Source organism: Streptomyces sp. NPDC057136, assembly GCF_042670885.1.
In the GTDB taxonomy this organism is placed as follows: Bacteria; Actinomycetota; Actinomycetes; order Streptomycetales; family Streptomycetaceae; genus Streptomyces.
In genome coordinates this window covers 1-14,332 of the sequence record NZ_JBHUUV010000076.1, presented here as the reverse complement: position 1 = coordinate 14,332, position 14,332 = coordinate 1, and the positions used below count along the sequence as shown (strand labels likewise).

Sequence of the window (14,332 nt, the reverse complement as noted above, 5' to 3'; positions counted from 1 at the left end):
TACTGCAGGGGGGACCCTGTGGGAGAGTAGGACGCCGCCGAACAATTATTCCGGGAAAGCCCCGTACCGCAAGGTACGGGGCTTTTCTGCGTTCAGGTCACTGTCTTCCGGCATACCCCTGTGCACCGGTACGCGGTGGCTGAGGGTAGGGTCAGGGGGCATCATTGGCACATTCTTCACAGGAGGCCCCCGGGTGGAGGTCCAGGAGACTCGGGTTCAGACGGACCGGGTCCTCACCATCCCCAATATCCTCAGCATGGCTCGCCTTGCCGGGGTCCCGCTCTTCCTGTGGCTGATTCTTCGCCCCGAGTTCGGCGGGCCCAACAGTGATGGCTGGGCCCTGCTGGTGCTGATGCTCAGCGGCATCAGTGACTACCTCGACGGAAAGCTAGCCCGCCGGTGGAACCAGATCAGCAGCCTCGGGCGGCTCCTGGACCCCGCGGCCGACCGTCTCTACATTCTTTCGACCCTTGTCGGACTGACCTGGCGCGAGATCCTTCCGCTCTGGCTCACAGCCGCACTGCTCGCCCGTGAGCTCATGCTGCTGGTGATGGTCGCTATCCTCCGCCGGCACGGCTATCCGCCCCCCCAGGTCAACTTCCTGGGGAAGGCTGCCACGTTCAACCTGATGTATGCCTTCCCCTTGTTGCTGCTCAGTGACGGAAGTGGTTGGCTGGCTACGTTGGCCGCCATTTTCGGATGGGCGTTCGCCGGATGGGGTACAACGCTCTACTGGTGGGCAGGGATTCTCTACGTGGTCCAGGTCCGCCGGCTCGTCAAGGCGGATGAAGTAGCCGACTGAGCTCGTTGATGCGGTGCCGCGCAGCGTTGCCGGTCCGCACTGATGTCTGGATGATGCCCCGACGGGCGAAGTCGGCTTGACCGTCGTCTCTTCAAGGAGGACGTTTCCGACATGAAGGCCGTCGTGATGGCTGGTGGTGAAGGCACTCGCCTTCGCCCCATGACCTCAAGCATGCCCAAGCCGCTTCTGCCCGTGGCCAATCGGCCCATCATGGAGCACGTGCTGCGGCTACTCAAACGGCATGGGCTCAATGAGACCGTCGTAACCGTCCAGTTCCTCGCCTCTCTCGTGAAGAACTACTTCGGAGACGGCGAAGAGCTCGGGATGGAACTCACCTATGCCAATGAGGAGAAGCCACTCGGCACAGCGGGGAGTGTGAAGAACGCCGAGGAAGCTCTCAAGGACGACACATTCCTTGTCATCTCGGGTGACGCGCTCACCGACTTCGACCTCACCGATCTCATTGCCTTCCACAAGGCGAAAGGCGGACTTGTCACTGTCTGTCTGACGCGGGTCCCGAATCCTCTGGAATTCGGGATCACGATCGTGGACGAAGAGGGACAGGTCGAACGATTCCTGGAGAAGCCGACCTGGGGACAGGTCTTCTCGGACACCGTCAACACGGGCATCTACGTGATGGAGCCCGAGGTGTTCAACTACGTCCAGGCGGACACCTCCGTGGACTGGTCCGGAGACGTCTTCCCGCAGCTCATGAAGGAAGGCAAGCCGATCTACGGCTATATCGCCGAGGGCTACTGGGAGGACGTGGGCACGCACGAGAGCTATGTGAAGGCTCAGGCCGACGTCCTGGAGCGCAAGGTCGACGTCGAGCTCGACGGCTTCGAGATCTCCCCGGGCGTATGGGTGGCCGAAGGCGCCGAAGTGCACCCCGACGCCGTACTCCGCGGGCCCCTGTACATCGGTGACTACGCCAAGGTCGAGGCCGACGTCGAGATCCGCGAACACACCGTGGTGGGGTCCAACGTCGTCGTCAAGTCCGGTGCGTTCCTGCACCGGGCGGTCGTGCACGACAACGTCTACATCGGCCAGCACAGCAATCTGCGCGGCTGCGTGATCGGAAAGAACACCGACATCATGCGGGCTGCCCGCATCGAGGACGGTGCGGTCATCGGCGACGAATGTCTGGTCGGTGAGGAATCGATCATTCAGGGGAACGTGCGGGTCTACCCGTTCAAGACGATCGAGGCCGGGGCCTTCGTCAACACCTCGGTGATCTGGGAGTCGCGCGGACAGGCCCATCTCTTCGGCGCTCGTGGTGTCTCCGGCATCCTGAACGTCGAGATCACTCCCGAGCTCGCCGTACGGCTCGCCGGCGCCTATGCCACGACCCTCAAGAAGGGTGCGACGGTCACGACCGCACGTGACCACTCCCGTGGCGCCCGAGCGCTGAAACGAGCCGTCATCTCGGCTCTGCAGACGAGCGCGATCGATGTCAGGGACCTGGAGAACGTCCCCCTGCCCGTGGCTCGTCAGCAGACTGCGCGCGGCAGCGCCGGCGGCATCATGATCCGTACGTCTCCCGGTGTGCCCGACTCGGTCGACATCATGTTCTTCGACGAACGGGGAGCGGACCTCTCCCAGGCGCTGCAACGCAAGCTGGACCGGGTCTACGCCCGCCAGGAGTACCGCAGGGCATTCCCCGGCGAGATCGGGGATCTGCACTTCCCGTCCAGCGTCTTCGACTCGTACACGGGTTCTCTGCTCCGTAACGTAGACACGACCGGCATCGCCGACGCGAACCTCAAGGTCGTCGTCGACGCCTCGAACGGCAGCGCCGGGCTTGTACTGCCCAGTCTGCTGGGGCGTCTCGGTGTCGATGCGCTCACCATCAACCCCGGGCTCGACGAGTCCAGGCCCACCGAGACCGCCGAGACCAGGCGGGCCGGACTGGTGCGGCTCGGCGAGATCGTGTCCTCCGCGCGGGCCGCCTTCGGGGTGAGGTTCGACCCCGTGGGTGAACGTCTCTCTCTCGTCGATGAACTGGGCCGGATCATCGAGGACGACCGGGCGCTGCTTGTGATGCTCGACCTCGTGGCCGCGGAGCGGCGCAGTGGCCGGGTGGCGCTGCCTGTGACGACCACGCGCGTCGCGGAGCAGGTGGCGGCGTACCACGGCACGCAGGTCGAATGGACGACCACATCGCCGGACGACCTGACACGGGTGGGGCGCGAGGAGAACACCATCTTCGGTGGAGACGGGCGCGGCGGGTTCATCGTTCCCGAATTCAGCAGTGTTTTCGACGGCTCGGCGGCGTTCGTCCGGCTGCTCGCCCTGGTGGCGAGGACCCAGCTCACCCTCAGCCAGATCGACGCCCGCATTCCCCGCGCTCACGTGCTGCGCCGCGACCTGGCGACGCCCTGGGCGGTCAAGGGGCTCGTCATGCGTCGCGTCGTGGAGGCCGCGGGGGAACGCAGTGTGGACACCACGGACGGTGTCCGCGTCGTCGAGGCCGACGGGCGCTGGGTGATGGTGCTGCCCGACCCGGCCGAAGCGGTCACTCATCTGTGGGCGGAGGGCCCCGACGACGCGTCGTCGCAGGCGCTGCTCGATGAGTGGTCGGCCATCGTGGACAGCGCAGGCGACTGAACCGAGTACGGTGCACCGGGAGCTGTCACGGCACCGCTCCCGGTGCACCGGTGGGGCCATTCGGCGGTAGCTGCAATGACGTGCGACGATGTGCGGCATGTCGCAGCAGTCCCCCGATCGGAGCACCGCCTCTCCGCCTGCCCGCCCCGACGCGTCCATGTCGCTGCTGACCAATGTGATGGACCACAGCCTCGATGAGGGATACGCCGAGGCTTCCGCGCGCCGTAAGGCCGACGGGAGCGCGGGTCTGCCCCGTACGCTCAAGTCGAAGCTCGGTCTCGCCGCAGGTCTCGTGGTGGCCGCTCTCGTAGTGACTCTCGGTGCCGCGGAGGCGCGGATCTCGGCCCCTGTGGTGGCCAAGGAGCGCGAAGAGCTCATCGACCGTATCGATGCGGAGACCACCGCGGCCGACGCCCTCGAGTCCGACGTCGAGGAGCTGCGCACGGACGTGGGCGAGCGGCAGCGCAGGGCCCTCGAACAGCACGGTGGCGACCAGGGCGAGCTGGTCGCGCTGCTCTCCGGCGCGACCGCGGTCGAAGGACCCGGGGTGAAGCTCGTCGTCGACGACGCCGAGGACACCGACCAGGGCGGTGGCGGGCCGCGTGAGTCGACGGGCTTCGCCGACACCGGGCGGGTACGGGACCGGGACATGCAACGGGTCGTCAACGGCCTCTGGCAGTCCGGTGCCGAGGCGGTCGCCATCAACGGACAGCGGCTGACCGCACTTTCGGCGATCCGCGCGGCGGGCGACGCCATACTGGTCGACAACCGACCACTCGTACCGCCGTACACCGTGCTCGCGGTGGGGGACGGCAAGAGGCTGAGCACAGCGTTCCAGGACAGTGCTGACGGTCAGTATCTCCACGCGCTCCAGGAGAGTTTCGACATCCGTACCAGCATTTCCGATCAGGAGAAGCTGCGCCTGCCCGCTGCGCCGAGCCTGATCGTGCGCACAGCAGAGCCGAAGGCCGCAGACACCGGCAGTGGTGCGGCAGATACAGGGAAGGGCACATCGTGATCGCCGTACTGGGCCTCGTCGTGGGAGTCGTGGTCGGACTGTTGGTCCGGCCCGAGGTGCCGGCGGTGGTCGAGCCCTACCTGCCGATCGCCGTCGTCGCCGCGCTTGACGCCGTCTTCGGTGGCCTGCGGGCCATGCTGGACGGAATCTTCGTGGACAAGGTCTTCGTGGTCTCGTTCCTCTCGAACGTGGTGGTAGCCGCTCTGATCGTGTTCCTCGGCGACAAACTGGGTGTCGGGGCCCAGCTCTCCACCGGTGTGGTGGTGGTGCTCGGCATCCGGATCTTCTCCAACGCCGCCGCAATCCGCCGGCACGTCTTCCGGGCTTGAGGCCGATGAGTAACGAAGCAACCCCCAGCGGCGAGGAGCGCACCGGCGAGCAGCCGGTCGACGCACCCGCACCCAAGGTGCTCTCCGGGCGCCAGCGGCTGATGGCCGGGCTCTGGCCGCCACGGGTCAGCCGCGCCCAACTCATCGTCGCCCTGCTGCTGTTCGTCCTCGGGCTGGGGCTGGCCATCCAGGTCAGGTCGAACAGCGACAACAGTGCGCTGCGGGGCGCCCGCCAGGAGGACCTGGTCCGTATCCTCGACGAGGTCGACGACCGGACCCAGCGGCTCGAGGACGAGAAACAGCGTCTCGACGATCAGCGCACGGAGCTCGAGAACAGCTCCGACCAGGCGGAAGAGGCCCGGAAACAGACACTCGAGAAGGAACGGCAGCTCGGTATCCTCGCGGGCACCGTGGCGGCGCACGGCCCCGGCATCCTGCTGACCATCAGCGACCCGAGCGGCGCGGTCGAGGCGGACATGCTGCTCGACGCCATTCAGGAGCTGCGGGCGGCCGGTGCCGAGGCGATCGAGGTCGACGGTGTCCGTGTGGTGGCCAGTACGTACTTCTCCGGTGACGGGGGAGCGATTGAGGTCGACGGCCGCAAGATCGCGCCACCGTACGAGTTCAAGGTCATCGGCAAGCCGCAGGACCTGGAGCCGGCACTGAACATCCCCGGCGGAGTCGTGCAGACGCTGGAGAAGGAGCAGGCCACCGCTCAGGTGGAACGGGCCGACGACATCGTCGTGGATGCCTTGCGACCGCCGAAGCGGCCTGGCTACGCTCGGTCGTCGCCCCAGTGAGGCCGTGGCGCATGGGCGCAGGGGGACACGGGGATGAGGTTCCGGGGGGTCGGCGCATCGTATTCGTGGCGCGTGGTGGAAACTGTCGAGTGGCTACGGACGTTGTGAAGATGTCCGGGTCGGCAGGTGTGTTCATTCAGGGTTCGTCCTGCCCCACGGGCGGGTCTATGTCGGTCAAGGGGAAACGCCCGTGAAGTTGTTTGCGAAGTTGTTCGGAAAGAGTGCACGCGAGGACAGCAACAGCGCTGCCCGCCACCGCGCTCCGCGGCATGGCCAGGGCGAGGAGCAGGGCGTGGACCGCCCGCTCTTCCGTGACGAAGTGTCCGGTTCCGCCGGTGACATTTCGGGCGCGCCCGGCGCGTCGTCTGTTGACCCTGCCGGTGCCGGACGCATAGGTTTCGGTGAACCATCAGCCTCAAGTACGGGTGGAGGGTTTACCCACGCCCCGGAGGGTTCCTCCATGCCGGTTTGCGCGAGGTGCGGGCATCGCAACGCCGAGGCCAGCCGATTCTGTTCCAACTGCGGTGCGCCACTGAGGGGCGGGGTGCCGGAGCGGGCTTCCGAGACGACGTCGACCATCTCGATCTCCGGTCTCGAGGCGTACGAGGCGGAGGCTACGGGTCAGACCATGCTTCCCTCGCTGTCGCCGGAGGCCCAGGCCGCCGTCGACGCGCTCCCGGCGGGTTCCGCGCTGCTGGTGGTGCGCCGAGGTCCGAACTCGGGCAGCCGATTCCTCCTGGACGGCGACCTGACGACGGCGGGCCGTCACCCGCAGAGCGACATCTTCCTCGACGACGTGACCGTGTCGCGGCGTCATGTCGAGTTCCGCAGGAACCCCGACGGTAGTTTCACGGTGGGGGATGTAGGCAGCCTCAATGGCACGTATGTCAACCGTGAGCGCATTGATTCCGTTCCGCTGACCAACGGCGACGAAGTCCAGATCGGCAAGTACCGGCTGGTCTTCTACGCGAGCCAGCGGGGCGTGTGACCCTCCCCCGGGCTCCGTCCGGGGGGACCCCAGGAAGGTCCATGCTGCCAACATCCATGGGCGGTGCCGGTCACGGCACCGCCGCTGCGGACGAGCGAGCCATGAGCATCGGCACGGTGCTCCTTCAGCTGCGCGACGAGTTTCCGGAAGTCACCATCTCCAAGATCCGGTTCCTGGAGACCGAAGGGCTGATCGAGCCGCAGCGGACTCCTTCCGGATACCGGAAGTTCAGCTCCGCCGATGTCGAGCGGCTGGCTCAGGTCCTGCGGATGCAGCGGGACCACTACCTTCCGCTCAAGGTCATCCGCGGTCATCTGGACGCCCTGGCCCGAGGTGAGAACGTCGCCCTGTCGGCCGCCGGAGGCCAGCGGGATCTCGGTGACGGTTCCTGGGGCTCCGACCCGGACCGGGCGACAGCGGCCAGGATCGGGCGTTCCGAGCTCCTTGCCGCCGCCGAGGTCACCGAGGACCAGCTCGACGAGTGGGAGTCGTACGGGCTGATCTCGTCCACTCGGGAAGGCGCCTACGACGCCGAGATGGTCACCGTGGCAAAACTTGTGGCGGATCTGGGCCGATTCGGCCTGGAACCTCGGCATCTGAGGGCCATGCGAGCGGCCGCGGATCGTGAGGCGGGGCTCGTCGAGCAGGTGGTGGCGCCCCTGCGCCGGCACAGGAATCCGCAGACCAGAGCCCATGCCGAGGCCACCGCGAAAGAGCTGGCCGAGCTCTCCGTACGGCTTCACTCGGCGCTTGTGCAGACGGCTCTCGGCATCCGGCTCCACTGACCTTGGCGGAGCCCGACTACCCAAACATGGCGAGCACGTCCTAGGGTTGCTGTGTGAACGAGCTCGACGTTGTGGGTGTCCGGGTGGAAATGCCCTCCAATCAACCGATCGTGCTCCTGCGTGAAGTGGGAGGCGACCGGTACCTCCCCATTTGGATCGGTCCCGGCGAGGCGACAGCGATCGCCTTCGCCCAGCAGGGCATGGCTCCGGCCAGGCCGCTGACCCATGATCTCTTCAAGGATGTGCTCGAGGCCGTGGGCCAGGAGCTCACCGAGGTCCGTATCACGGACCTCCGAGAAGGGGTCTTCTACGCGGAGCTGGTCTTCGCGAGCGGGGTCGAGGTGAGCGCGCGGCCGTCCGACGCCATAGCGCTCGCCCTGCGCACCGGCACGCCGATCTACGGCAGTGACGGGGTGCTGGACGATGCGGGGATCGCGATCCCTGACGAGCAGGAGGACGAGGTGGAGAAATTCCGCGAGTTCCTCGACCAGATCTCGCCGGAGGATTTCGATACCAATAGCCAGTGACTGTCCTGCAGGGGTGCTGTCAGCGCATCCGACAAGCCGTTCCCGGTAGCGAGTCACGGGAAACCACCCTCTGGGTGATTATCACTCGGCGTGCCGAGTGTGGCGATCGTTGACGCACCCCGAGTGACTGCCTACCTTCGAGAGGGCAGGTCAAGGACGGAGGTCGGCGTGAGAAGCAGCGGCGACGGTACGGTGGCGGGCGGGCCGTATCCGCAGCAGGGCAGTGCAGCCGACCACACCATCAGGCAGCCGGTTCAACCGGTGGTGGCGGACGGCGTGACAGTGGTGGGCGACATCGGCTACCGGGGTCCGACCGCGTGCGCGGCGGCGGGCATCACCTATCGGCAGCTCGACTACTGGGCGCGTACGGGGCTGGTCGAGCCCAGTGTGCGTCCGGCATACGGGTCGGGGACCCAGCGCCTCTACAGTTTCCGGGACGTGGTCCTCCTCAAGATCGTGAAGCGATTCCTGGACACGGGCGTCGCTCTGCAGAACATCCGCAGCACGGTCCAGCATCTGAGGGCCCGCGGATTTCAGGATCTCGAACGTATGACGCTGATGAGCGACGGCGCGACGGTCTACGAGTGTTCCTCGCCCGACGAGGTCGTGAAGCTCCTCCAAGGCGGCCAGGGCGTCTTCGGTATCGCCGTCGGTGTTGTCTGGCGTGACGTGGACGCGGCCCTGTCCCAGCTGCACGGCGAGCGGGTCGATACGGGCGAGACACTGATCGGCAACAACCCCGCCGACGAACTGGCCAGGCGGCGCAACCGCGCCGGGTGAGCAGCGAGGGGCACTGCCCGGGCCCTCAGGGGCGCCGGGCAGGCCGATTGTCAGTGCCATGGGGCAGCATCGATTGATGTGAGAGCCGCGCCCACCATTCTGCATCTGGACATGGATGCCTTCTACGCCTCCGCGGAGCAGGCGGCGAAGCCGAGCCTGCGCGGCAAGCCGGTGGTGGTGGGCGGGCTCGGGCCGCGCGGGGTCGTGGCCACTGCCTCGTACGAGGCGCGGCGCTTCGGGGTCCACTCGGCGATGCCGATGGCGCAGGCCCGCAGGCTCGCGCCCAACGCCGCCTACCTGGTGCCGCGCTTCACCCTGTACAGGACGGTGAGCGACCAGGTGATGGGGCTCCTGGGGCGTATGTCGCCCCTGGTGGAGCCGCTCAGCCTGGACGAGGCGTTCGTCGATCTGGAGGCCGGAGGCGTCGCCGACGATTCGGCCTCGGCGCGCGGGATCGGCGAGCAGCTGCGTACGGCGATCAGGGACGTCACCGGACTCACCGGTTCCGTCGGTCTGGCCGGGTGCAAGATGCTCGCCAAGATCGCCTCGGAGGAGGCCAAGCCGGACGGGCTCGTACTCATCGAGCCGGGTAGCGAACGGGAACTCCTGGCGCCCATGTCCGTGCGCATCCTGCCGGGCGTCGGGCCGGCCACCGGAGACCATCTGCGACGGGCCGGGATGACGACCGTCCGCGATCTGGCCGATGCCGGTGAGGCGGAGCTCGTACGGCTGCTGGGCAAGGCGCACGGGGCCTCGCTGCACCTCATGGCTCTTGGGCACGACGACCGGCCCGTGGTGGCGGAGCGCGACACCAAGTCCGTGTCGGTCGAGGACACCTTCGATGTGGACCTGCACGACCGTGTGCGTGTCAGGACCGAGGTGGAACGGCTCGCGGACCGGTGTGTCCGACGGTTGCGGGCTGCGGAGCGCTCGGGGCGGACCGTCGTGCTGAAGGTGCGGCGCTACGACTTCTCGACGCTCACCCGCTCCGAGACGCTGCGGGGACCCACGGACGATCCCACCGTCATCAGGGAGGCCGCCGCACGGCTGCTGGAGGCCGTCGACACCACCGGGGGCGTGCGGCTGCTCGGAGTGGGCGTCACGGGGCTGGCGGACTTCACCCAGGAGGATCTGTTCGCGCAGGCCGCCGACGCGCTCAGCGCCGCCAAGGGCCCCGAGGGGACCGGCGCCGGTGAGGAGCAGGTGGAAGCCATCGAGGAAGCCGCTGAGGAGACCCCCGAGCAGCTCGCCGTACGGCGCTGGCCCTCGGGACACGACGTACGGCACGAGACCTACGGCCACGGTTGGGTCCAGGGCAGCGGCGTGGGCCGGGTAACGGTGCGCTTCGAGGAGCCGGGCGATCCCCCGGGCCGGGTGCGCACCTTCCGCATCGACGACCCGGAGCTTCAGCCGGCCGAGCCACTGCCGCTTGTGAAGGACCCCGTGGACTACTCCTCCTGGCCCGCCAGCCTGCCGAAGTCCCGGTCCGGAGCCGGCTCCTCGGGCGGCGAGTCCAGCCCGTAGTGGCGGTAGAGCTGCAGCTCCTGCTCCGGTGAGAGATGCCGTCCGACGCCGAAGTCCGGCGCGTCCTTGATCAACGCGCGGTCGAAGGGGACGCGCAGCGAGTCCTCGACGAATTCGCTCGGCTCCAGCGGAACGAAGGCATCCCTGCTGAAGAGCCCGGTACGGACGGCCGCCCACTCGGGCACACCGGTCGCGTCGTCGAGATAGACCTCATCCACCGTTCCGATCTTGGCGCCCTTGCGGTCGAATGCCTTGCGGCCGATCAGGCTGCGCGGATCGATATCGGTCTGCACGGTGCCTCCCATGGTCGCCACAACTGAGGGTGGTCCCCCCATTACTCCACAAGCACTACGAAAGTGCAGATCGGGGGCGTCGGCCACTCGAGACAGTCGGAGTGTGCCCGCTGGTACGCTGGCATTGGCTGCTGACCCCGTGCGGGAGAGTCCTTCGGTGAGACCCGGAGGGCGCCGAAGGAGCAAATCCTCCCCGGAATCTCTCAGGCCCCCGTACCGCACGGTTGAGGTCACTCTGGAAAGCAGGACGGGACTCGTACGGGCACATGCCGGCACGGGCCCCTTCCTCACCGACGGTGAAAGCCGGTTCGCCTTGGGCGGCCGGTGAAGCTCTCAGGTTGAGATGACAGAGGGGGAGGCCGTTCGGGCACCCACGCCGTGGTGCCCCTCGCAGGTCGTGACAGACCAGGAGGCCTCCATCATGACCCCCCGTCGCACTCCGCTCTCCCAGCTGGAGCAGGGCATTCCCTTCGAGCAGCGCCACATCGGGCCCGATGGCGAGGCTCAGGCGAAGATGCTCGCCCAGGTCGGCTATGGCTCCCTCGACGAGCTCACCGCCGCCGCGGTGCCCGACGTGATCAGGAGTGCCGAGGCGCTGCGGCTCCCCGCCGCCCGCACCGAGGCCGAGGTTCTGGCCGAGCTGCGCTCCCTCGCCGACCGCAACCAGGTGCTCGCCCCGATGATCGGGCTCGGCTACTACGGCACCTTCACCCCGCCGGTGATCCTCCGCAACGTCATGGAGAACCCGGCCTGGTACACGGCGTACACCCCGTACCAGCCAGAGATCTCCCAGGGCCGCCTCGAGGCGCTCCTCAACTTCCAGACCATGGTCGCCGAGCTGACCGGGCTGCCGACCTCGGGCGCCTCCCTGCTCGACGAGGGCACCGCCGCCGCCGAGGCCATGGCGCTGGCGCGGCGCGTCGGCAAGGTCAAGAACGGCGTCTTCCTGGTCGACGCGGACACCCTGCCGCAGACCGTCGCGGTGATAGAGACCCGTGCGGAGCCGACCGGTGTCGAGGTCGTCGTGGCCGACCTCGGTGAGGGCATCCCCGCGGACGTCGCCGAGCGCGGTGTCTTCGGCGTGCTGCTCCAGTACCCGGGCGCCTCCGGGGCCGTCCGGGACATCAAGCCCGTCATCGAGCAGGCCCACGAGCTCGGTGCGATCGTCACCGTCGCCGCCGACCTGCTGGCCCTGACCCTGCTCACCTCGCCCGGCGAGCTCGGCGCGGACATCGCGGTCGGCACCACGCAGCGTTTCGGTGTGCCGATGGGCTTCGGCGGACCGCACGCGGGCTTCATGGCCGTACGCGAGAAGTTCGCCCGCTCCCTGCCCGGCCGCCTGGTCGGTGTCTCCGTGGACGCGGACGGCAACAAGGCCTACCGCCTGGCCCTCCAGACCCGCGAGCAGCACATCCGCCGCGAGAAGGCCACCAGCAACATCTGTACCGCTCAGGTGCTCCTCGCGGTGATGGCCGGGATGTACGCCGTCTACCACGGCCCCGACGGGCTGCGGACGATCGCCCTGCGCACGCACCGCTACGCCACGATCCTCGCCGAGGGCCTGCGGGCCGCCGACGTCGATGTGGTGCACGGTTCCTACTTCGACACGATCACCGTGCGGGTTCCCGGCAAGGCCGCGGAGATCGTCGCGGATGCCCGTGAGCGCGGAGTGAACCTGCGGCTCGTCGACGGCGACCTGGTCTCGCTCGCCTGCGACGAGACCACGACCCGTACACAGATCGCCGCCGTCTGGGCCGCCTTCGGCGCCGACGGTGACATCGAGGCGCTGGACGCGGTTGCCGCCGACACGCTGCCCGAGGGGCTGCTGCGCACCGACTCGATCCTGACCCACCCCGTGTTCCACCAGCACCGTTCCGAGACGGCGATGCTGCGCTACCTGCGCAAGCTGGCCGACCGCGACTACGCGCTGGACCGCGGCATGATCCCGCTCGGCTCCTGCACCATGAAGCTGAACGCGACCACGGAGATGGAGTCGATCACCTGGCCCGAGTTCGGCGCGCTGCACCCCTTCGCGCCGGCCGAGCAGGCTCAGGGCTTTCTGACCCTGATCCGTGAGCTGGAGGAGCGCCTCGCCGAGGTCACGGGTTACGACGCCGTCTCCATCCAGCCGAACGCGGGCTCGCAGGGCGAGTTCGCCGGTCTGCTGGCCGTCCGCGCCTATCACCGGGCCAACGGCGACGAGCAGCGCACGGTCTGCCTGATCCCCTCGTCGGCGCACGGCACCAATGCCGCGAGCGCCGTGATGGCCGGCATGACGGTCGTCGTGGTGAAGACCGCCGACGACGGCGAGGTCGATGTCGAGGACCTGCGCGCGAAGATCGAGAAGCACCGCGACGAGCTCGCCGTGCTCATGATCACGTACCCCTCGACGCACGGTGTCTTCGAGGAGCACGTCGCGGACATCTGCGGCGAGGTCCACGACGCGGGCGGCCAGGTGTACGTCGACGGCGCCAACCTCAACGCGCTGGTCGGCCTGGCGAAGCCCGGCAAGTTCGGCGGCGACGTCTCGCACCTGAATCTGCACAAGACCTTCTGCATCCCGCACGGCGGCGGCGGTCCGGGCGTCGGCCCGGTCGGTGTGCGCGCGCACCTCGCGCCGTACCTCCCGAACCACCCGCTCCAGCCCGCCGCCGGCCCGGAGACCGGTGTGGGCCCGATCTCGGCCGCGCCGTGGGGCTCGGCCGGCATTCTGCCCATCTCCTGGGCGTATGTGCGTCTGATGGGCGGAGAGGGCCTCAAGCGGGCCACGCAGGTGGCCGTGCTCGCCGCCAACTACATCGCCAAGCGGCTCGAACCGCACTACCCGATCCTGTACAACGGCCCGGCCGGTCTGGTCGCGCACGAGTGCATCGTCGATCTGCGGCCGATCTCCAAGGCGACCGGGGTCAGCATCGACGACGTGGCCAAGCGCCTGATCGACTACGGCTTCCACTCGCCGACCATGTCGTTCCCGGTGGCCGGGACGCTGATGATCGAGCCGACCGAGAGCGAGAACCTCGCGGAGCTCGACCGCTTCTGCGACACGATGATCGCCATTCGCGGCGAGATCGAGAAGGTCGCGTCCGGTGAGTGGAGCGCGGACGACAACCCGCTGAGCAACGCCCCGCACACGGCGGCGGCGCTCGGTGGCGAGTGGGCGCACGGCTACAGCCGCGAACAGGCCGTCTTCCCGGCCGGCGTATCGGCCGCGGACAAGTACTGGCCGCCGGTGCGCCGGATCGACGGTGCCTTCGGCGACCGTAATCTGGTCTGCTCCTGCCCGCCGCTGGACGAGTACGACAACTGAGGCATGTGCGGTAGAGCGTGACGCGGACATGCGTCGGGGCCGGTGCGGAGACTTCTCCGGCCGGCCCCAGTTCGTACGGCCGCTGTCAGGCGGCTTTCATGATCCGGCCGGTCTCCAGCGGCCGGTGCGGTGCGATGATCTGCCCGTCCGGCAGCAGCTCGCCGGTGTCCTCGAAGAGCAGGACGCCGTTGCACAGGAGGCTCCAGCCCTGCTCCGGGTGATGTGCCGTGAGGCGCGCGGCTTCCCGGTCGGCGGAGTCGGCGGACGGGCAGGGTGGCTGGTGCTGGCACATGGCTGGGTTCTTTCGCTGCGTTGAGTTGAATGTCCTGCGGCTTGACGGTGTGTTCATGGCCGCCCCCGTATCAGTCGGTCCGGTCCCAGTGTTGCCCCACGGGCGTCATTCCGCAGGGATTTCGCGGCAGCTCTTGTCCTACTCTCATGACGCATCACCCGGCCGGGCGGTTCACCGTAACTCCACTGTCTCTTCGGGTGGTTCGGGGTGGCCCGTACGGACTAGGCCGGACGGGCAGGAGTGCGCCCCCGCCGTGGGGTCCCGGTGGCCGGGACCCCAC

General features: G+C 68.1%; 13 protein-coding genes and 1 riboswitch. Of the genes, 11 read left to right on the top strand and 2 right to left on the bottom strand.

The annotated features are described in order from the left end of the window. Positions 1–193: 193 nt before the first annotated feature. The 10 genes from ACFT7S_RS38220 (at position 194) to ACFT7S_RS38175 (ending at position 10,160) form a co-directional block, all read left to right on the top strand. Complete coding sequence (locus ACFT7S_RS38220; protein ID WP_382741044.1) at positions 194–802, top strand: CDP-alcohol phosphatidyltransferase family protein; 609 nt, start codon at positions 194–196, stop codon at positions 800–802. A 111-nt stretch (positions 803–913) separates the two neighbouring features. Next, the gene (locus ACFT7S_RS38215) at positions 914–3,409 is read left to right on the top strand and encodes a sugar phosphate nucleotidyltransferase (protein WP_382741041.1); all 2,496 of its coding nucleotides are present in this window, start codon (positions 914–916) and stop codon (positions 3,407–3,409) included. A gap of 97 nt (positions 3,410–3,506) precedes the next feature. Then, the gene (locus tag ACFT7S_RS38210) at positions 3,507–4,427 is read left to right on the top strand and encodes a DUF881 domain-containing protein (RefSeq protein WP_382741038.1); all 921 of its coding nucleotides are present in this window, start codon (positions 3,507–3,509) and stop codon (positions 4,425–4,427) included. Further along, positions 4,424–4,756: a small basic family protein gene (locus ACFT7S_RS38205; protein ID WP_003970459.1), complete on the top strand. Its 333-nt coding sequence runs from the start codon at positions 4,424–4,426 to the stop codon at positions 4,754–4,756. Before ACFT7S_RS38210 ends, ACFT7S_RS38205 begins: the two co-directional genes overlap by 4 nt. Positions 4,757–4,761: 5 nt before the next feature. Beyond that, the gene (locus tag ACFT7S_RS38200) at positions 4,762–5,556 is read left to right on the top strand and encodes a DUF881 domain-containing protein (protein WP_382741035.1); all 795 of its coding nucleotides are present in this window, start codon (positions 4,762–4,764) and stop codon (positions 5,554–5,556) included. A gap of 190 nt (positions 5,557–5,746) precedes the next feature. Beyond that, entirely contained in the window at positions 5,747–6,544 is a 798-nt protein-coding gene (locus ACFT7S_RS38195) for an FHA domain-containing protein (RefSeq protein ID WP_382741032.1), read from the top strand. 41 nt (positions 6,545–6,585) lie between these two features. Further along, complete coding sequence (locus ACFT7S_RS38190; RefSeq protein ID WP_382741030.1) at positions 6,586–7,329, top strand: MerR family transcriptional regulator; 744 nt, start codon at positions 6,586–6,588, stop codon at positions 7,327–7,329. A gap of 53 nt (positions 7,330–7,382) precedes the next feature. Then, positions 7,383–7,856 carry a bifunctional nuclease family protein gene (locus ACFT7S_RS38185; RefSeq protein WP_014044725.1) on the top strand — a complete coding sequence of 158 codons (474 nt, stop codon included), beginning with the start codon at positions 7,383–7,385 and terminating at the stop codon, positions 7,854–7,856. 168 nt (positions 7,857–8,024) lie between these two features. Further along, entirely contained in the window at positions 8,025–8,636 is a 612-nt protein-coding gene (locus ACFT7S_RS38180; RefSeq protein ID WP_382741026.1) for a MerR family transcriptional regulator, read from the top strand. Positions 8,637–8,714: 78 nt separating this feature from the next. Continuing rightward, on the top strand, positions 8,715–10,160 hold the full coding sequence (locus tag ACFT7S_RS38175) for a DNA polymerase IV (RefSeq protein WP_382741024.1): 1,446 nt from the start codon (positions 8,715–8,717) through the stop codon (positions 10,158–10,160). Here ACFT7S_RS38175 and ACFT7S_RS38170 read toward each other — a convergent pair. Then, complete coding sequence (locus tag ACFT7S_RS38170) at positions 10,085–10,465, bottom strand: PRC-barrel domain-containing protein (protein WP_382741021.1); 381 nt, start codon at positions 10,463–10,465, stop codon at positions 10,085–10,087. The genes ACFT7S_RS38175 and ACFT7S_RS38170 overlap by 76 nt on opposite strands. Before the next feature lie 120 nt (positions 10,466–10,585). After that, positions 10,586–10,682: riboswitch (glycine riboswitch) on the top strand. A 192-nt stretch (positions 10,683–10,874) separates the two neighbouring features. On the opposite strand from ACFT7S_RS38170, the gene gcvP reads away from it, so the two are divergent. Then, the gene (gene gcvP / locus ACFT7S_RS38165) at positions 10,875–13,760 is read left to right on the top strand and encodes an aminomethyl-transferring glycine dehydrogenase (RefSeq protein WP_382741018.1); all 2,886 of its coding nucleotides are present in this window, start codon (positions 10,875–10,877) and stop codon (positions 13,758–13,760) included. Positions 13,761–13,845: 85 nt separating this feature from the next. Here gcvP and ACFT7S_RS38160 read toward each other — a convergent pair whose 3' ends face one another. Continuing rightward, positions 13,846–14,052 carry a DUF5999 family protein gene (locus ACFT7S_RS38160; RefSeq protein WP_185302003.1) on the bottom strand — a complete coding sequence of 69 codons (207 nt, stop codon included), beginning with the start codon at positions 14,050–14,052 and terminating at the stop codon, positions 13,846–13,848. Positions 14,053–14,332 lie beyond the last annotated feature (280 nt).

What these genes read in the sequence shown, in the direction of transcription:
- ACFT7S_RS38160 (WP_185302003.1), bottom strand. Translation starts at nt 14,052, where the DNA reads ATGTGCCAGCACCAGCCACCCTGCCCGTCCGCCGACTCCGCCGACCGG.
- ACFT7S_RS38215 (WP_382741041.1), top strand. Translation starts at nt 914, where the DNA reads ATGAAGGCCGTCGTGATGGCTGGTGGTGAAGGCACTCGCCTTCGCCCC.
- ACFT7S_RS38210 (WP_382741038.1), top strand. Translation starts at nt 3,507, where the DNA reads ATGTCGCAGCAGTCCCCCGATCGGAGCACCGCCTCTCCGCCTGCCCGC.
- ACFT7S_RS38170 (WP_382741021.1), bottom strand. Translation starts at nt 10,465, where the DNA reads ATGGGAGGCACCGTGCAGACCGATATCGATCCGCGCAGCCTGATCGGC.
- ACFT7S_RS38200 (WP_382741035.1), top strand. Translation starts at nt 4,762, where the DNA reads ATGAGTAACGAAGCAACCCCCAGCGGCGAGGAGCGCACCGGCGAGCAG.
- ACFT7S_RS38190 (WP_382741030.1), top strand. Translation starts at nt 6,586, where the DNA reads ATGCTGCCAACATCCATGGGCGGTGCCGGTCACGGCACCGCCGCTGCG.
- gcvP (WP_382741018.1), top strand. Translation starts at nt 10,875, where the DNA reads ATGACCCCCCGTCGCACTCCGCTCTCCCAGCTGGAGCAGGGCATTCCC.